The sequence below is a fragment of the Marimonas arenosa genome (assembly GCF_030848945.1).
Classification (GTDB): Bacteria; Pseudomonadota; Alphaproteobacteria; order Rhodobacterales; family Rhodobacteraceae; genus Marimonas; species Marimonas arenosa.
The window spans coordinates 274,758-291,403 of sequence record NZ_JANHAX010000005.1 but is presented as its reverse complement, the minus strand read 5'-3'; the positions used below and the strand labels follow the sequence as shown (position 1 = coordinate 291,403).

13 protein-coding genes are annotated in these 16,646 nt (G+C 65.8%); 6 read left to right on the top strand and 7 right to left on the bottom strand.

Annotated features, from left to right (window positions below; translation table 11 throughout):
• The first annotated feature begins 2 nt into the window (after positions 1–2).
• Both NO357_RS16565 and gcvP read left to right on the top strand, forming a co-directional pair.
• Positions 3–371: a VOC family protein gene (locus tag NO357_RS16565; protein ID WP_306736822.1), complete on the top strand. Its 369-nt coding sequence runs from the start codon at positions 3–5 to the stop codon at positions 369–371.
• A gap of 13 nt (positions 372–384) precedes the next feature.
• Positions 385–3,216 carry an aminomethyl-transferring glycine dehydrogenase gene (gcvP, locus tag NO357_RS16560; protein WP_306736821.1) on the top strand — a complete coding sequence of 944 codons (2,832 nt, stop codon included), beginning with the start codon at positions 385–387 and terminating at the stop codon, positions 3,214–3,216.
• 255 nt (positions 3,217–3,471) lie between these two features.
• Here the strand turns inward: gcvP and NO357_RS16555 are convergent, their stop codons facing one another.
• From NO357_RS16555 to NO357_RS16545, 3 genes are all read right to left on the bottom strand, one after another.
• Positions 3,472–4,347: an inositol monophosphatase family protein gene (locus tag NO357_RS16555; protein ID WP_306736820.1), complete on the bottom strand. Its 876-nt coding sequence runs from the start codon at positions 4,345–4,347 to the stop codon at positions 3,472–3,474.
• Positions 4,348–4,439: 92 nt separating this feature from the next.
• The gene (locus tag NO357_RS16550; protein WP_306736819.1) at positions 4,440–6,956 is read right to left on the bottom strand and encodes an ABC transporter permease; all 2,517 of its coding nucleotides are present in this window, start codon (positions 6,954–6,956) and stop codon (positions 4,440–4,442) included.
• Positions 6,957–7,065: 109 nt separating this feature from the next.
• Positions 7,066–7,755 (bottom strand): ABC transporter ATP-binding protein, encoded by a 690-nt coding sequence (locus NO357_RS16545; protein ID WP_306736818.1) that lies wholly within the window; start codon positions 7,753–7,755, stop codon positions 7,066–7,068.
• Between the two features lie 106 nt (positions 7,756–7,861).
• Between NO357_RS16545 and NO357_RS16540 the strand changes: the two genes are divergently transcribed.
• From NO357_RS16540 to NO357_RS16530, 3 genes are all read left to right on the top strand, one after another.
• A complete protein-coding gene (locus NO357_RS16540) occupies positions 7,862–8,443 on the top strand; it encodes an arylesterase (RefSeq protein WP_306736817.1) in 582 nt (193 codons plus the stop codon).
• Between the two features lie 89 nt (positions 8,444–8,532).
• Positions 8,533–8,685, top strand: a complete 153-nt coding sequence (locus tag NO357_RS16535) for a hypothetical protein (protein WP_306736816.1) — start codon at positions 8,533–8,535, stop codon at positions 8,683–8,685.
• Complete coding sequence (locus NO357_RS16530) at positions 8,682–9,473, top strand: M48 family metalloprotease (RefSeq protein ID WP_306736815.1); 792 nt, start codon at positions 8,682–8,684, stop codon at positions 9,471–9,473. Before NO357_RS16535 ends, NO357_RS16530 begins: the two co-directional genes overlap by 4 nt.
• Positions 9,474–9,523: 50 nt before the next feature.
• Here the strand turns inward: NO357_RS16530 and NO357_RS16525 are convergent, their stop codons facing one another.
• A complete protein-coding gene (locus tag NO357_RS16525) occupies positions 9,524–9,730 on the bottom strand; it encodes a cold-shock protein (protein WP_306736814.1) in 207 nt (68 codons plus the stop codon).
• A 291-nt stretch (positions 9,731–10,021) separates the two neighbouring features.
• Here NO357_RS16525 and NO357_RS16520 point away from each other — a divergent pair, with 291 nt between their 5' ends.
• Complete coding sequence (locus NO357_RS16520) at positions 10,022–10,882, top strand: haloalkane dehalogenase (protein WP_306736813.1); 861 nt, start codon at positions 10,022–10,024, stop codon at positions 10,880–10,882.
• 47 nt (positions 10,883–10,929) lie between these two features.
• On the opposite strand, the gene NO357_RS16515 is transcribed toward NO357_RS16520, so the two are convergent.
• From NO357_RS16515 to NO357_RS16505, 3 genes are all read right to left on the bottom strand, one after another.
• Positions 10,930–12,471 (bottom strand): Ppx/GppA family phosphatase, encoded by a 1,542-nt coding sequence (locus NO357_RS16515; protein ID WP_306736812.1) that lies wholly within the window; start codon positions 12,469–12,471, stop codon positions 10,930–10,932.
• 115 nt (positions 12,472–12,586) lie between these two features.
• Positions 12,587–13,942, bottom strand: coding sequence for an arylsulfotransferase family protein (locus NO357_RS16510; protein WP_306736811.1), 1,356 nt, complete (start codon positions 13,940–13,942; stop codon positions 12,587–12,589).
• Positions 13,943–14,345: 403 nt separating this feature from the next.
• Positions 14,346–16,520: an RNA degradosome polyphosphate kinase gene (locus NO357_RS16505; protein ID WP_306736810.1), complete on the bottom strand. Its 2,175-nt coding sequence runs from the start codon at positions 16,518–16,520 to the stop codon at positions 14,346–14,348.
• Between the last annotated feature and the right edge of the window lie 126 nt (positions 16,521–16,646).

The following is a 16,646-nucleotide window of genomic DNA, read 5'->3' as shown; positions in this document are numbered from 1 at the left end:
CCATGGCCGTCGTCAGGATCGTCGCCGATCTGGAAGCGGCGCGGCCAGCGGAGGTGGCCGCGTTCTATCAACAGGTGTTCGGACTGGAAACCGCGATGGACCAAGGCTTTTTCGTCACGCTGGCGGGCCGCGGCGCAGGGCAGCGGGTTCAGCTGAGCCTGGCCAGCGCAGGCGGCTCGGGCACCCCGGTGCCGGCGCTGTCGATCGAGGTCGACGATCTGGCCGACACGATGGCGCGGGCGGCGGCGCTGGGGGTGGAACCCGAATATGGCCCCGTCGACGAGCCCTGGGGCGTGCGCCGTTTTTTCCTCCGCGATCCCGCGGGGCATCTGATCAACGTTTTGACCCACGCGCCGGAAGGCGCCGACTGACCGGAGGCAAGCGATGCCGTTCACACCGACCGATTACCTGCCCTACGATTTCGCCAACCGCCGCCATATCGGGCCGAGCCCGGTAGAGATGGCCGAGATGTTGAAGGTTCTGGACGTCGAAAGCCTCGACGCGCTGATCGAGCAGACGGTGCCGAAGGCGATCCGGCAAAAGGAGCCGCTGGAGATCGGCAAGGCCAAGTCGGAGCGCGAGCTTTTGCATTTCATGCGCATCACCGCGGCCAAGAACAAGGTGCTGAAGTCGCTGATCGGCATGGGGTATTCGGGCACGGTGACGCCGCCGGCGATCCAGCGCAACATCCTGGAGAACCCGGCCTGGTACACCGCCTACACCCCCTACCAGCCGGAGATCTCGCAGGGTCGTCTGGAGGCGCTGCTGAATTTCCAGACCATGGTGAGCGACCTGACCGGGCTCGAGATCGCCAACGCCTCGCTGCTGGACGAAGCCACCGCCTGTGCCGAGGCGATGACCATGGCGCAAAGGGTAGCGAAGTCGAAGGCAACGGCGTTTTTTGTCGATCGCGATTGCCACCCGCAGAACATCGCGGTGATCAAGACGCGGGCCAAGCCGCTGGGCATAAAGGTGATCGTTGGCAACCCCGACAAGATGGACGCCAGCAAGGTGTTCGGTGCAATCTTCCAGTATCCCGGCACCTATGGCCATGTGCGCGACTTCTCCGCGCAGATCGAAAAGCTGCATGAAAACAAGGCCATCGCCATCATGGCTGCCGACATTCTGGCGCTGACGCTGCTCAAGGAGCCGGGCGCGATGGGCGCAGATATTGCCGTCGGAAACACTCAGCGCTTCGGCGTGCCGATGGGCTATGGCGGGCCGCACGCGGCCTATATGTCCTGCCGTGACGTCTATAAGCGCGCCATGCCCGGTCGTCTGGTGGGGGTGTCGATCGACAGTCACGGCAATCGCGCCTACCGGCTGGCGCTGCAGACCCGCGAACAGCATATTCGGCGGGAAAAGGCGACCTCGAATGTCTGCACGGCGCAAGCGCTCTTGGCGGTGATGGCGGGGATGTATGCGGTCTATCACGGCCCCGAGGGGCTGAAGGCCATCGCCCAGCGGATTCACCGCAAGACCGTGCGGTTGGCCAAGGGGCTGGAAGAAAACGGCTTCAAGGTCGACCCGAAGGTGTTCTTCGACACGATCACGGTCGATGTCGGGCCGCTGCAGGCGGCGGTGATGAAATCGGCGGTCGACGAAGGCGTGAACCTGCGCGCCGTCGGCGAGCGGCGGGTGGGCATCTCGCTCGACGAAGCGGTGCGGCCCGAGGATATCGAGGCGGTCTGGCGGGCCTTCGGAATCGTGCGCAAGGATGACGATTTCACGCCGGAATACCGGGTTCCGCAGGCGATGCATCGTGCGACCGATTACCTGACACACCCGGTGTTCCACATGAACCGGGCCGAGACCGAAATGATGCGCTACATGCGGCGGCTGGCTGACCGCGACCTGGCGCTCGACCGGGCGATGATCCCGTTGGGATCGTGCACGATGAAGCTCAATTCCGCAGCCGAAATGATGCCGGTGAGCTGGCGCGAGTTCTCGATGATGCACCCGTATTGTCCAGATGATCAGGCGCAGGGCTATCACGAGCTGATCGGCGATCTTTCGGCCAAGCTGTGCAAGATCACCGGCTACGATGCCTTCTCGATGCAGCCCAATTCCGGCGCGCAGGGCGAATATGCCGGGCTCTTGACCATCGCCGACTATCACGCGGCGCGCGGCGAGGGGCACCGCAAGGTCTGTCTGATCCCGATGAGCGCGCACGGCACCAACCCGGCGAGCGCCCATATGGTCGGCTGGGACGTGGTGCCGGTGAAATCGGCCGAGAACGGCGATATCGATCTCGACGATTTCCGCGCCAAGGCTGAGAAACACTCGGACAACCTGGCCGGCTGCATGATCACCTATCCCTCGACCCATGGCGTGTTCGAGGAAACCGTGATCGAGGTCTGCGAGGTCACCCACAAACATGGCGGCCAGGTCTATATCGACGGCGCCAATCTGAACGCCATGGTCGGGATCTCCCGCCCCGGCGATCTGGGGGGCGACGTCAGCCACCTCAACCTGCACAAGACCTTTGCCATCCCGCATGGCGGCGGCGGCCCCGGCATGGGGCCGATCGGGGTAAAGGACCACCTGATCCCGCACCTGCCGGAGAGATCCGGTGTGGTGAGTGCTGCGCCCTACGGCTCGGCCTCGATCTTGCCGATCTCCTGGGCCTACATCCTGATGATGGGCGGCGCCGGGCTGACCCAGGCGACGCGGGTGGCGATCCTCAACGCCAACTACATCGCCAAGCGGCTGGAGGGGGCCTATGAGGTGCTTTACAAGGGGCCCGGCAACCGCGTGGCGCATGAATGCATCATCGACACGCGACCTTTTGCCGAGAGCGCCGGGGTGACCGTTGATGACGTCGCCAAGCGGCTGATCGACAACGGCTTTCATGCACCGACGATGAGCTGGCCGGTAGCCGGTACGCTGATGATCGAACCCACCGAAAGCGAGACCAAGGCCGAGCTCGACCGGTTCTGCGACGCGATGCTGGCGATCCGCGAGGAAATCCGCGCCATCGAGGACGGCCGCATGGATCGCGACAACAACCCGCTGAAAAACGCGCCACACACGATGGAGGACCTGGTCAAGGACTGGGACCGGCCCTACTCGCGCGAAGAGGGCTGCTTCCCGCCCGGCGCTTTCCGGGTCGACAAGTACTGGCCGCCGGTCAACCGGGTCGACAACGCCTGGGGCGACCGTCACCTTGTGTGCATCTGCCCGCCGGTCGAGGCCTATGGCGAGGCGGCGGAGTAGCGCCGAGCGTGGTGCCGGTGGACAGCGCCGGAGCGAGGGGCCTGCCCCTCGCGCTCCCCGAGGTATTTGAAAACAGAAGAAGCCCGGCGGCGTCGGTGCGGCAAGCCGGGGTTTCTCGGCGCGATCAGACGTCAGTGGTGCGGAGGTTGCCTGCTTCTTCTGTTCAAAAAATACCTCGGGGGTTTGGGGGCAGAGCCCCCAAGGCCGGGGCGGCGCGCGCCAAATCAGACTTGCCCGCGTCAGCGCGCCTCTGGATCAGGTGGTGTCGCGGCTGAGACCCGGCGCGATCACGTCGCGCACCGTCAGCCAGGTGGTCTCGTTGGCGGCGGTGAGCAGGTAGCCTTCCGTTACCGAGATGTCGTAATCGCGCCCGTCGAGGAAGCGGGCGACGCCGCCGGCGCGGGTGGCAATGAAGGCGCCGGCGGCGTGATCCCATGGGTTGAGGACGCCCGACAGCACGAAATCCACCGCGCCCTGGGCCATCAGCCGGTACTCGTGGCAGGAACAGCGTAGGCTGTTCAGGCGCGCAAAGGCCGGGATCACCGGGGCGAAGGCTTCCTGGTGGTCCTGCGGCATCAGCGGGACATGTGCGATGCCCGAGAGTGCTGAAAGCGCGCCGCCGGCGGAGGTGGCGAGCCGTTTTGACGGCGCAGCGATTTCCGATTGCCAAGCGGGGCCATCTTCGGAGGCGGTGATCCAGTCGTCGGTGATCGGGTCGTAAAGCAGGCCGAAGACAGGCCGGCCATAGCGGGTGGCGGCGAGGATCACGCCGAACAGCGGCACGCCATGGGCGAAGTTCCAGGTGCCGTCGACCGGATCGACGATGATCGCCAGCTCGGCGCTGGCGGCGCTGTCGCGCAGCGACGGGTCGGCGGCATAGGCCTCTTCGCCGAGCACGACGGCATTGGGAAAATGCTGCAGGACGCTGCGGGCGATCAGCGCCTCGGCGGCGGTGTCGGCCTCGGTCACCAGGTCCTGCGGTCCGCTTTTCTGGGAAATCTGCCCGGCGGCGAGGTTGCGGAACCGCGGCAGGATCTCGGCCCTGGCGGCGCGGCGGACGGCCTGGATCAGGCTGGTCTCCTGTGCCGGTGTGAGGCGCGGGGCGGGCAGGGGCAGGGTTTCGGGGGGCATGGGCGGCGGACCTTCCGTCGGGGACATGATGCGGGCATCGCCAAGGGATGACACCGCGGGCGCGGGGCTTCAAGGCGGAACGCCGGTCGCGATCAGTCGCGGGCCCGTAGCGTGCGGGCGGGACGCGAGGCCAGCGCGCGCAGCGCGAAGCCGACCGAGGCCAGGAGCGTGGCCGCGACGCCGCCCAGCACGATGGCGAGGCCGGCGGTCCAGATCACGTCGAAGCCGGTGTCGAACAGAAACCGGCTGACCGCCCAGCCGCCGGCGATGCCGGCCGCGAGCGCCACGGCGCCGGCGGCCAGGCCCAGCAGTGCGGCGCGGGCGAGGAAGCTGAGCAGGATGCGAGCGCGGGAACTGCCCAGGGTTTTCAGAACTGCGGCCTCGTGAGCGCGGGCCTGGCTGCCTGCGGCGGCGGCACCGATCAGCACCAGAAAGCCGGTGAGCAGGGTCGCCGAGGCCCCCCAGGCGGTGGCGGCGGCGAGGGAGGCGAGCATCTCGGAGACCCGCGCGATGGCGTCCTTGACCCGGATCGCGGTGATGTTGGGAAAGCTTTGCGAGAGGTCACGCAGTATGTGGGCCTCGGCCTCGGGCTTGGCATAGACCGTGGCGATGAAGCTGTGCGGCGCGGACGAGATCGCGGCGGGGTTCATCGACATGATGAAACCGATGCCGGCGGTGGAGAAATCAACCTCGCGGAAGCTGGAGATGGTGGCGGTGATGTCGCGGCCCAGCACGTTGACGGTGAGGGTGTCGCCCAGGCTGAGGCCCATTTCCTCGGCCTCCTCGGCGGCGAAGCTGACCAGCGGCGGGCCGGTGTAATCCTCGGCCCACCAATCGCCGGCGGTCAGACGAGTGTTCTCGGGCAGGGTGGCGGAATAGGTGATGCCGCGGTCGGCCTGGATGACCCAGTGATCGCCCGCGATCTCGCGCGCCGGGCGGCCGTTGATCTCGGTGATGACGCCGCGCAGCATCGGCGCGTGCTCGATCTTGCTGACGCTGTCGTCGGTTTTGAGCGCGCCGAGAAAGCCCGGCATCTGGTCCTTCTGGATGTCGACGAAGAAGAAGGACGGCGCCACCTGCGGCAGGTCGCGAGCGATGGCGCCGCGCAGGTTGCCGTCGATCTGGCCCACAGCCGCCAGCACCGACAGGCCGAGCCCCAGCGACAGGGTGACGGGCAAAGCCTCGGAGCCAGGGCCGGAAATGGCGGCGAGCGCCCAGCGCAAGGCCGGACGGCCGCGGCTGAGCGGGCGCAGGCGACGGGCGAGCAGGCGGGCAAGCAGGGCGGCGACGGCTAGCATGAGCAGCGCGCCCAACAGGCCCGCTGCAGTGTAGCCGGTGAGACGGAAGGAGCCGGAGAAGACGCCTGCGGCGGCGATCAGCAGTGCCAGAAGGAAGGCCGTGGCGAGGATGTAGCGGGCGCGGGGCAGCCGGCGCGCACCGGACAGCGCATCGCGAAACAGCGTGGCGGCGCGGATGGTTTCGGTGCGTGCCAGTGGCCAGAGGGTGAAAAGGGTGGCGGTCAGCGCGCCGTAAAGCGCGGCCTCGATCAGCGGGGCCGGGTAGAGCGAGAAGACGGCGGGGACGGGGAGCTGCGCCTGCAAAACCGGCGCAAGGGCGAGCGGGACCAGGCCGCCCAGCGCGAGGCCGATCAGAATGCCCAGCGCCGACAGCGCGGCGATCTGCAGAGCGTAGGCGATGAAGATCGTGGCGTTGGTGGCGCCCAGCGTGCGCAGCGTCGCGATGGTTTCGGTCTTGCCTGCGAGATAGGCGCGCACGGCGGCCGAGACGCCGACGCCGCCGACGGCAAGCCCCGAAAGGCCGACGAGGATGAGAAAAGCCGAGAGCCGCTCGACGAAGCGTGCCACGCCAGGCGCGCCGTTGCGGGCATCGCGCCAGCGCAGGCCGGACTGGGCGAGATCGGCCTTGGCCCGGGTTTCCAGCGCCGCGAGATCGGCGTCCGGCGGTAAAGCCATGCGATACCTGGTTTCGTAAAGCGTGCCGGGCGCCAGCAGACCGGTGCCATCGAGGGCGGTGGTGGCGACCAGTGTGCGCGGGCCGAGCCCGAAGCCGCCGGTGGCGTTGTCGGGTTCGCGCAGGAGCAGGGCCGACAGGCGCACCTCGGTGCCGCCGAGGCTGAAAGTCTCGCCCGGGGCAAGCGCGAGGCGATCGGCGAGGACGCGGTCCATGACCGCGCCGGGCACGCCGTTTTCGACGGCGAGGGCCCGGGCCAAGGAGATCGGCGGATCGAGTTCCACCCGGCCCACCAGGGGATAGGTGTCATCGACGGATTTCACCTGGGTCAGCGCGCGGTCATCGCCGGCCACGGCCATGGAGCGGAAATCGGCAATTTCCGAGATCGCGGTGGCGTGGCTTCGCATCCATTGCCATTCGTCCTCGCTGGCGAATCGGTAGGTGAGCTCGATCTCGGCATCGCCGCCGAGCAGGGCGGCGCCCTCGCGTTTCAGGCCGGCCTCGATCGCGGCGCGGACCGAGCCGATGCCGGCAATGGCGGCAACGCCGAGGGCGAGGCAGGCGAGAAAGATCGCGAAGCCGCGCAGGCCGCCGCGCAGCTCGCGGCGTGCAAGGCGAAGCGGTTGGGCCAGGATCATGGGTCCGCCTCGGTGCGGGGGAGCGTCGCACCCTGCCATGGGCAGGGGCGGTCGAGCCCGGGTGTGCGGTGCGGCCCGTGCCGGTCAGGCGGCAGCGGCAAGCCCGAGTTCATTGCGCCGCCTCGGCCCGGTCGGCGATCCGGCCATCGCGCAGATGCAGCACGCGGTCGCAGCGGGCGGCGAGCGCTGCGTCATGGGTGACCAGCACCAGGGTGGCGCCATGGGCGGCGCGCAGCCCGAAGAGAAGGTCGATAATCTGGGCACCGGTGCTGGTGTCGAGATTACCGGTGGGTTCGTCGGCCAGCAGGATGTCGGGTCGCGGTGCGGCGGCGCGGGCAAGTGCCACACGTTGCTGTTCGCCGCCGGAAAGTTGCGACGGGTAGTGATCGGCGCGCGACGACAGGCCGACGGCGGCAAGCTCGGCCTCGGCGCGGGTGAAGGCGTCGACATGGCCAGCGAGTTCCAGTGGGGTGGCGACGTTTTCGAGCGCGGTCATTGTGGGAATGAGGTGGAAGGATTGAAACACCACCCCCATATGATCCCTGCGGAAGCGGGCGAGCTCATCCTCGTTCATTGCCGACAGGTCGTGGTCGAGGGCGGTGATCGTACCGGAGCTTGCCAGTTCGAGCCCGCCCATCAGCATCAGGAGCGAGGATTTGCCGGAGCCGGAAGGGCCGACCAGGGCCAGGGTTTCGCCGCGGTTTACATCAAGGGTGATGCCATGGAGGATATCGACGGGGCCGGCATTGCCCTGAAGCGACAAGGATACGGATAACAGGGAAATGGCAGGCGGACTCATGACGATATTCGGACCCTTCTTGCGCTCTTTCACATATGGGGCAATGCGGCGGGCTGGCAAGGCGAGCGTTGCAGCAATTTTGGCGTTTGGCCTGGCCGGGCCGGCGATGGCGGAGAAAGTGCATCTCATCGCTTTCGGCGACAGCCTGACGTCGGGTTGGGGGCTTCTCGACCACGAGGGCTTCGTGCCGCAGCTGAGAAACTGGATGGCGGCCGAGGGCGAGGATGTGCGCATCGTTCTGTCGGGTGTGTCGGGGGAGACCACCGCGGGCGGGCTGGCGCGGCTTGACTGGGCGCTGAGCGATGAGCTGCAGGGGATTATCCTGGAGCTTGGCGGCAACGACATCCTGCGCGGTATCCCGCCGGACGAGGCGCGCACCAACCTGGCGGCGATGTTGGAGATCTGCCGCCAGAGAGGCCTTGAGGTTCTGCTTGTGGGGATGCCGGTGGCGGCGAATTACGGGCCGGATTACCAGGCCGAGTTCGCGGCGATCTGGCCGGATCTGGCCGCGGAGTTCGGAGTGGCGCTCTATCCGAACTTCCTGGCGGCGTTGGGCGACGCTCCGGCGGAGGTGGTGCGGTTCATGCAGGAAGATGGCATTCACCCCAACGCCGAGGGTGTTCGCCTGATCGTGGCGGATATCGGGCCCGAGGTGCGCGCGCTGGTGGCGCGGATCCGGGCGAAGTGAGGGAGACGGGGCCGGTCGGGTGACGCTCCCGCGGGTCGCGGATCGCCCCACCCGCTGTCCCGCAGGGCGGCCGAGAGGGAGGTAAGCGCATGCCAGCGCGGCTGTTTCTGCAAAAGCCAATGCGAGAGGTGCCGGTCTGGCGGACCGGCGATGCCGGCGCGGCAAGGGCGCAGTGCCGACCTTGGCCCGAGGGTCGGCTGGCGATCGAAAAGGCGGATGACATGGACTGGAGCGAGGCGTGAGCGGCACTGGCAAGACGGCGACGACCAGGCTTTTGCGGGGTGTTTCGACCGGAGATGTGGAGACGGTGCGCGATGCCTGGCGCGATCTGCTGGCGCTGGGCGCGGCAGCGGTTGCGGACATCGAGGCGCGCCTTGAGAGCGATGCCTGGGCGCAGCCGCCGAAGGGTCCGTCGGGGAAATATCTGGGTGTGTTGCTGGCGTTGTTGAGCGAGCTTGACGGGACGGCATTTGCCGCCGCGATCCACCGGCTGCAGGCCGGGAAGCTGCATCCGCTACATGCCCGCACGGTCAAGATCATGGCGGGGCGGCTGGCAGAAAATCCGCTGTTGAGCGTGGATCCGGGCGTGCCGGTTTACGTGGCGGATGACCTGCCGGGCAGGACAGGGATCGCGGCCGAGATCGCGGGTTGGTGTGACACGCCGGGGCTGGAACTGGACACGGTGAGCCGGATCGACGTGATCGGCCATGTGCCGGGGATGGACTACCTCGGGCGCTACAACCTGTTCTTTTCCGGCATTGTGCTGGTCTGGCCGGGGATCGAACTCGGGCCGCGCTGGCTGAGGCGGCTGAGCCGCGAGCACACATTTTACCACGAAGTCGGGCACCATGCATGCGGTCATGTCGAGGGTGGGCAGGTGACCGAACAGGAGCGCGAGGCCGACGCCTATGCCGCAAAGATGATGCGGGCGGCGCATCCGGTGATGGTCCCGGTCGGACGATTTCTTTTTTGGCCGTTCAAGGGATGGGCCCGGCGCAAACGTCTGCACAGCGAGCGGCTGACGGAATGAAAACGGGCGCCGCAGAGGGCGCCCGTTTCGAAATCAGATCGCTGAAAGGCTCAGGCGAGCTGGATGTTCACCGCAGATTCGCGGCCGTCGCGGCCGGGCTCGATGTCGAAGGTCACCTTCTGATCGTCGGCCAGGCCGGTGAGGCCCGAGCGTTCAACGGCCGAGATGTGCACGAACACGTCCTTGCCGCCGCCTTCCGGCGCGATGAAGCCATAACCTTTGGTGGTGTTGAACCATTTGACGGTGCCATTTGCCATCGTCGTTTCTCCTTTTCGTTTCCTGCCCGCGGGAGTGCGGCAGGCCGGCGTAGTCAGTGCAAGATCGAGTGACTGAGCCGTAGAAGGAGCAGTGGGTCGATAGTGGTAACGTCGCGTGGTGGATATGAGGGCGAGCCGGGAAAAAATCAAGAAAAAGTTTTGTAACGCAGAGCGATCGGCGGGGCTGTGCCGGGTGTGCGGGGGCACGCGGCCGGGAATAAGACTTAACGCGAGGGGCGAACGGACCTAGGGTCGGGAAACCGGACAACCCCACCGATGCGAGGCAAGACCATGAAGAAGCATGTATCCGTTCACGGCCATGACATGGCCTATGTCGAGATGGGGCAGGGGCGGCCGATTGTCCTGCTGCATGGTAATCCGACGTCCTCGTTTCTGTGGCGCGACGTCATGCCTGCTTTGGCGCCGCTGGGCCGATGCATCGCGCCCGATCTGATCGGCATGGGGGACAGTGCGAAGCTGCCAGACCCGGATGCAGCGACATACACGTTCGCCACCCACCGCCGTTTTGTGGCGGGGTTCATGGCGGCGCTGGGGCTGGACGAGGACGTGTTGCTTGTGGTGCATGACTGGGGTTCGGCGCTGGGCTTTGACTGGGCCAACCAAAACCGCGACGCGATGCGCGGCATCGCCTACATGGAGGGGATCGTGCGGCCGCTGGCCGGTTGGGAGGAATTTTCACCCGAGGCGACACCGATCTTTCAGGCGCTGCGGTCGGAGGCGGGGCTGGGCATGATCCTGGAGAAGAACCTGTTTGTCGAGCGTATCCTGCCCGGATCGGTGTTGCGCGACTTGACCGACGAGGAGATGAATGAATACCGGCGACCCTTTGCGGCCCGTGAAGACCGCTGGCCGACCCTGACCTGGCCACGACAGATCCCGATTGCGGGTGAGCCGAAAGATGTGTGCGCTCGGGTCCAGGCCTATGCCGACTGGATGGCGGAGAACACCGTGCCGAAGCTTTTCATCAATGCCGAACCCGGCGCGATCCTGATCGGCGCCGTGCGAGATTTCTGCCGCGGCTGGAAGAACCAGAGCGAAGTAACGGTGGCGGGCAGCCATTTCATCCAGGAGGATTCAGGCGATGAGATTGGAGCGGCCATTGCCGAGTGGATTAGTAAAGAAGGGCTGTGATTGTCTGATCGGTGTTTGTTGACCGGGACGGTGGTCTGGCACCCGCCTTACGTACCGTTCACAACCCGATTCGCACCAAGCGCATCGGCGAGCGACTGAAACCGGGCCTCGGCGACTTCGCCGAAGAGCGGGGCGGCCTCGGGCGACAGGGTGAGTTCGAGGACCTTTTTCTTGGGATAGAGCTTCAGCCGGCCCAGTTCGGCGTCCTTTTTCAGCCACAGCATTGCGCCGAAGCGCATCGCCTTGCCGATGACTTCGGCCGCGTTCTGGTCGGTCTCTGGCAGCAGGTCGAACAGCGGCTCGAACCGGGTGCCCTTGCGGGAATTGGAGTAGCGGTGCATCAGCGCGAGACCGAGGAAAATGCGCTCGGAATGCTTGAGGCCGCCGAGATTGGCGCGGGTGGCATTGTCGAAACAGAGCTCGGCGCGGTAGTCGGGATGGGCGCGCCAGGTCACGTCATGCAGCAGGCAGGCGGCCTTGATCAGGCGCAGCCTGTCGCGTGAGGCGGAATTGAACAGCGGCCGGATGAAATCGAACAGCGTGCGGCCGAAGCCGGGCAGGCGGGCATCCTTGGCCTCGGAGAAGTAGCAGGCTTCGATCAGCGGGTCGCGGTCGCGCAGGCGCTGGGGCATCTGTTCGTAGAGCATGCCTTCGCGGATGCCGTAGGAACTGATCGCGATATCGCGGGGACCGAAGGTTTTGACCACCTCCTTGAGCACCTCCACCGCGAGCGGCACCAGCGCCATACGTTGGGCGGAGACGCCGCAGCGGGTGCGCAGCTCTTCGGCGTCGTTCTCGGCGATGTATCTCGCGGTCGCAGCCACCGCCTTGCGGCTCATCCGGTATTCATGCAGGACATGCAGCGGGTAGTCACGGCGGTCCATGTCGATCCGCGCGATGGCGCGCCACGAGCCGCCGACCAGGAACAGGCGGTTGTGCTGATCTCCCATGGTTTCGTGCAGATCGGCCAGAACGGCGCGGATATGGGCCTTGCGGCCTTTTTTTCCGCCCTTGATGTTGCGCAGGCGCAGCGGTCCGAGTTGCGAGGTGACACGGCGACCGACCAGACCGTCGTTGATCTCGGCAAGTTCCATCGAGGCGCCGCCGATGTCACAGACCAGGCCGTAGGCGCCGGGCCAGCCCAAGAGCACTCCCTGGGCCGAGAGCCGGGCTTCCTCCAGACCGTCTATGACATGCAGCCGGAGCCCGGTTTCCTGTTCCACGAGGTCGCGGAACTCGGGGCCGTCTTCGGCATCGCGGACGGCGGCGGTGGCGACGGCGGTCAGCGGGCCGGTGTTCATGCCCTGGGCCAGGCGCTGGAAACGGCGGATGGCCGACAGCGCGCGCACCCGGCCCTGGGGGCTCAGACGGCCGGTTTCTGCCAGCCCGTCGCCCAGGGCGCACATGATCTTTTCATTGAAGAAATAGGCCGGCGAGCGGGCGGCGCCGTCAAATACCACCAGACGAACCGAGTTAGAGCCGACATCGACCACGCCGACGCGCGACAAGGCGCGGGCCGAGGGGTCATCGAAGATCGGTCGGCCAAAATGGCCCCAATCGGTTGATGCTGCTTGGTTTTCCGCGTCCATGCCATCGCCTTGGGGTCTGTTCGGCCCCGTTATTGCAAGGCCGGCTTCACGGGTCAACGTTCGTGCGTGGGATCGGCGGACTTGCCGCACCGGCGTGGGTTTTTGTGGAGCGGTTTCAGGGCGACGGGCAATCGAGGCTGGCAAAATCGGGGGCATCGGGGCCGATCCGGGCTGCATAGGTGATTTCGCCGACCAGGCTGTCGTCGATGCGGTTGATGTATTCCCAGAGGATGCGGCCATCGGCATCGACTTCGATCACCCGTCCGCGGTCGAATTCGGTGATCAGCCGGGTGTCGTCATACACCTCGTGCTGGCCGCGAATGACCGAGATCAGCTCCTCGCCGGGGCGGCCGCCATACCAGATCTGGTGCGCGCCGGTTTCAAGATCGTATTCGATGATGTTGCTGGTAGCCGGGCTGTCGGGACGGACGTGGCCGAGGGCATCTTGCCAATACCAATAGGCATTGTTGTTGAAGACAGACAGTTTGCCGTCGCCGGAAAACTCCGGATCATGCTGACGGATCCAGGGGCCGGTGGAATGCCATTTGATCTGCTTCGTGGACGGATCGAAGATGAAGATCAGGTTGAGTTTTCGCATCGACACCGCCAGATCGCCTGCCGCGAAAGACGGGTAGGCGGGGGCGAGGTCGCGTGTCAGTTCGGCGATTTTGTTGGTGTGCACGATTTCCGTGCGGGTGGCTCCGTCAAGCCGCAGGCCATCGGCGGTGAGCAGGGCCTCGAAGCCGTTGTCGATCAGCAGACGCGGCACCGAGGTGCTGTTGGCGACACGACCATCTTCGCCGACCTGGAGGACGAAATCCTCCTGGAAGGGGGCATCCTGCATCGTGTCCGGCCCGGTGAAGGGCGGCAGGTTCAACTCGGCCCCGGTGACGACGCGCCGCCCGAGAATCCAGTAGCCGCCGGCTTCGCGGCGCGTGATCGAGTGATGGGTATTGAGCGGCAAAGTCCAGAGCGGCGTGCCGCAGACATCGAGTTTGACCGTGCCGCAGTATTCATAGTTGAAGACCAGTTCGCCCATTGGCGTCAGTTCGACCCCGTGGATATCGACGTCGAGCGGGTGCATGGCCTGACAGGCGCGAGGTTCGCCCTTGGGGAAGTGTTCGGGAAAGGAGAGACCCCATTTGTGCAGGACCGTGCCGTCGCGGCGAAGGACCCGGGCCTGGTTTTCACCGTCGAAGAAACCGACGAGGAGCAGATTGTCGCCGGCCGCGCCGAATGCGTTCGTCACGACCCCGGCGCCCGCATCGCGGGCCGGCTGGACGTGTTCGGCCGCCCGCCCGAGCATCAGCATCTGCCAGCCGGATTTCGAGATCAGGCTTTGGGCGCGAGTCAGGGTTTCGGACAGGTGGCGGCTGAGGGCACTGTCGGAGTGGGAAACCCACCAGCCGGCGAAAAAGGCCACCACAATGAAGGACATGAGCCGGATGAATGCCTGAAGCTTGTCCTGCATGCTGCCGTTTCTTTCGTTCTTTCTCGTGGCTCCGGCCCGGTCGCTGCGGCGGTGCGAAACATGCCGGCGCGACAGGCACTTGGGTTGCGGCGAGAGTAGTTGCGGAGCCGGGCTTAGGCAAGCGAGGGATCGCGGCCGGATCAGGCCTTATGGGCTGCGGCTGGATATGCGGCCCGTGTTGACGATTGTGCGGTGTCGATACGCCACCCGTCTTGGGCGTGGGAGGTTCAGACCCGGTTTCGTGGACCGGTTCTACGCTTTTGGCGAAAACACGGCGGGCGGCGCCCGAAACGCTTTAAAGGTTCGTTTCATCCCCAGGCTGTCGCCGTATTGCCGGGCAACTCAGGCTATGATCGACGCGTACCCGGCTGCGATCGGCGCCTTGGTTCGGTCGACGGTGCCCCTAGTCCTCGCTGTGGGTCAATTTCGGCACGTCCGACGCGCCAGCCGAGCCGCGGCCGGAGAGCGAGGGGTGTTCCATGAAGAACCGGTGGGCCGAGAACGGGGTTTCGCCTTCCGGCACTTCGGCGCGGGTGAAGGAACCATCGGGCGACATCACCCAGCTTTGCGCCACGTCGGCCAAGTTGGCGGCCATGATCTGCTCGAGGATCTGGGCCTTGACGGTGGGGTTTTCGATCTCGACCAGGGTTTCGACCCGACGGTTCAAATTTCGACCCATCCAGTCTGCCGAAGAGATGAAGACCCGCGCCTTTTTATGCGGCAAACCCTTGCCGTTACCAAAGCAGACGATGCGGGAGTGCTCGAGGAAGCGCCCGACAATGGACTTGACGCGAATGGTTTCGCTGAGCCCCTTGATCCCGGGGCGCAGACCGCAGATGCCACGCACGACGAGCGAGATTTTGACCCCGGCCTGAGAGGCGGCATAGAGCGCGTCGATCACCTCGCTGTCGATCAGGGAGTTCATCTTGGCCCAGATTTCGGCCGGCTTGCCGGATTTGGCATGAGCGATTTCCGCGGCGATCATCTCGAGCAGCTTCGGCTTGAGACTGATCGGGGAGATGGAGAGGTTTTCCAGCCGTTCAGGCTGGGCATAGCCGGAGAGGTAGTTGAACACCTTGGTGGCGTCGCGGCTCAAGGCCGGGTCACAGGTGAACAGCGAAAGATCGGTGTAGATGCGGGCGGTGATCGGGTGGTAGTTGCCGGTGCCGAAATGGGTATAGGTCACCAGTTTTTCGCCCTCGCGCCGGACCACGGTGGAGATCTTGGCGTGGGTCTTGAGGTCGAGAAAGCCATAGACCACGTGGGCACCGGAGCGTTCGAGCCGGCGGGACTGGCGGATATTGGCGGCTTCGTCGAATCGGGCCTTGAGTTCGACCAGCGCTGTAACGGATTTGCCGTCCTCGGCGGCCTCGCACAGTGCCGAGACGATCGGGCTGTCGCGTGAGGTGCGGTAGAGGGTCTGCTTGATCGCCACCACGTTCGGATCGCGGGCAGCCTGTTCGAGGAAGCGGACCACCATGTCGAAGGTCTCGTACGGGTGGTGCAGCAGCATGTCCTTCTGGGCGATGGCGGCAAAGAGATCGCCGTCGAAATCCTGCACCCGTTCGGGCACGCGCGGGGTAAACGACGGCCAGAGCAGATCGGGGCGGGAGTCGAGCACCAGTTCGGAGAGGTCGGAGATACCGAGAAGCCCGTCGATCTCGACGATCTCGTCATCGCTGACGTGCAGCTCGCGTTTGATCATGTCGAGCAGCACCGGCGGGGCATCGACGGACAGTTTCATCCGCACCACCTCGCCGCGGCGGCGGCGCTTGAGGGCGGTTTCGAACTCGCGCACGAGGTCTTCGGCCTCTTCCTCGACCTCGAGGTCGCTGTCGCGCAGCACGGAAAAGGCGCAATGACCGGTAAGCTCGTAGCCGGGGAACAACGAGGAAATATGTTCGAGCAGCAGGTCTTCGAGCGGCAGGAAGCGGAGATGGCCTTCGGGGGCGGTCAGGGGCACGAACCTGTCGATCTGATGCGGGATCGGCAGCAGCGCGAGGAGTTGGCGTTTGTCGCGGGAGCGGCTCAGCTGGAGGGCCAGGGCGAAGCCTGTGTTGGGGATGAAGGGGAAGGGGTGCGCCGGGTCGATAGCCAGCGGCGACAGCACGGGGAAAACCTGCGACAGGAAGACCTCGCGCAGATGGGCGCGGTCATCGTCCGTGAGCGTGGCCCTGGCGCAGATCGAAATCCCGGCGGCCTGCATTTCACCGGCGAGCCGATCGAGCGTTTTCTGCTGATGTGCCATCAGGCGGCGGGCATCTGCATGGATGAGCACGAGTTGCTCGGCCGGGGAGAGCCCGTCGGCGGCGGGCGTGGTAACGCCTTCGCGCGCAAGCTCGCGCAGGCCGGCGACACGGACGGTGTAGAATTCGTCGAGGTTGGTGGCCGAGATTGAGAGAAACCGCAGCCGTTCCAAGAGCGGCACCCGAGTGTTGTCGGCCTCCTCCAGTACCCGCCAGTTGAAGCCCAGCCAGCTGAGCTCGCGGTTGAAGAACCGGCCCGGGCCGGTGATGTCGAGGTCCGGCATGGTGACGGTTGCGGCGAAGGGGGTGTCGAGGAAGTTGGCGTTCGTCATGAGATCGCTAGGGGGTTGGAGTGCAACAGAATTCCGCGGATGCGAGGCGGGATTGTGCGCCGTGTTCCTAAGGATGTCCAGATGAGATGGTTTTCAGCATAACCGCAGACCTGGCGGTTGCATTTG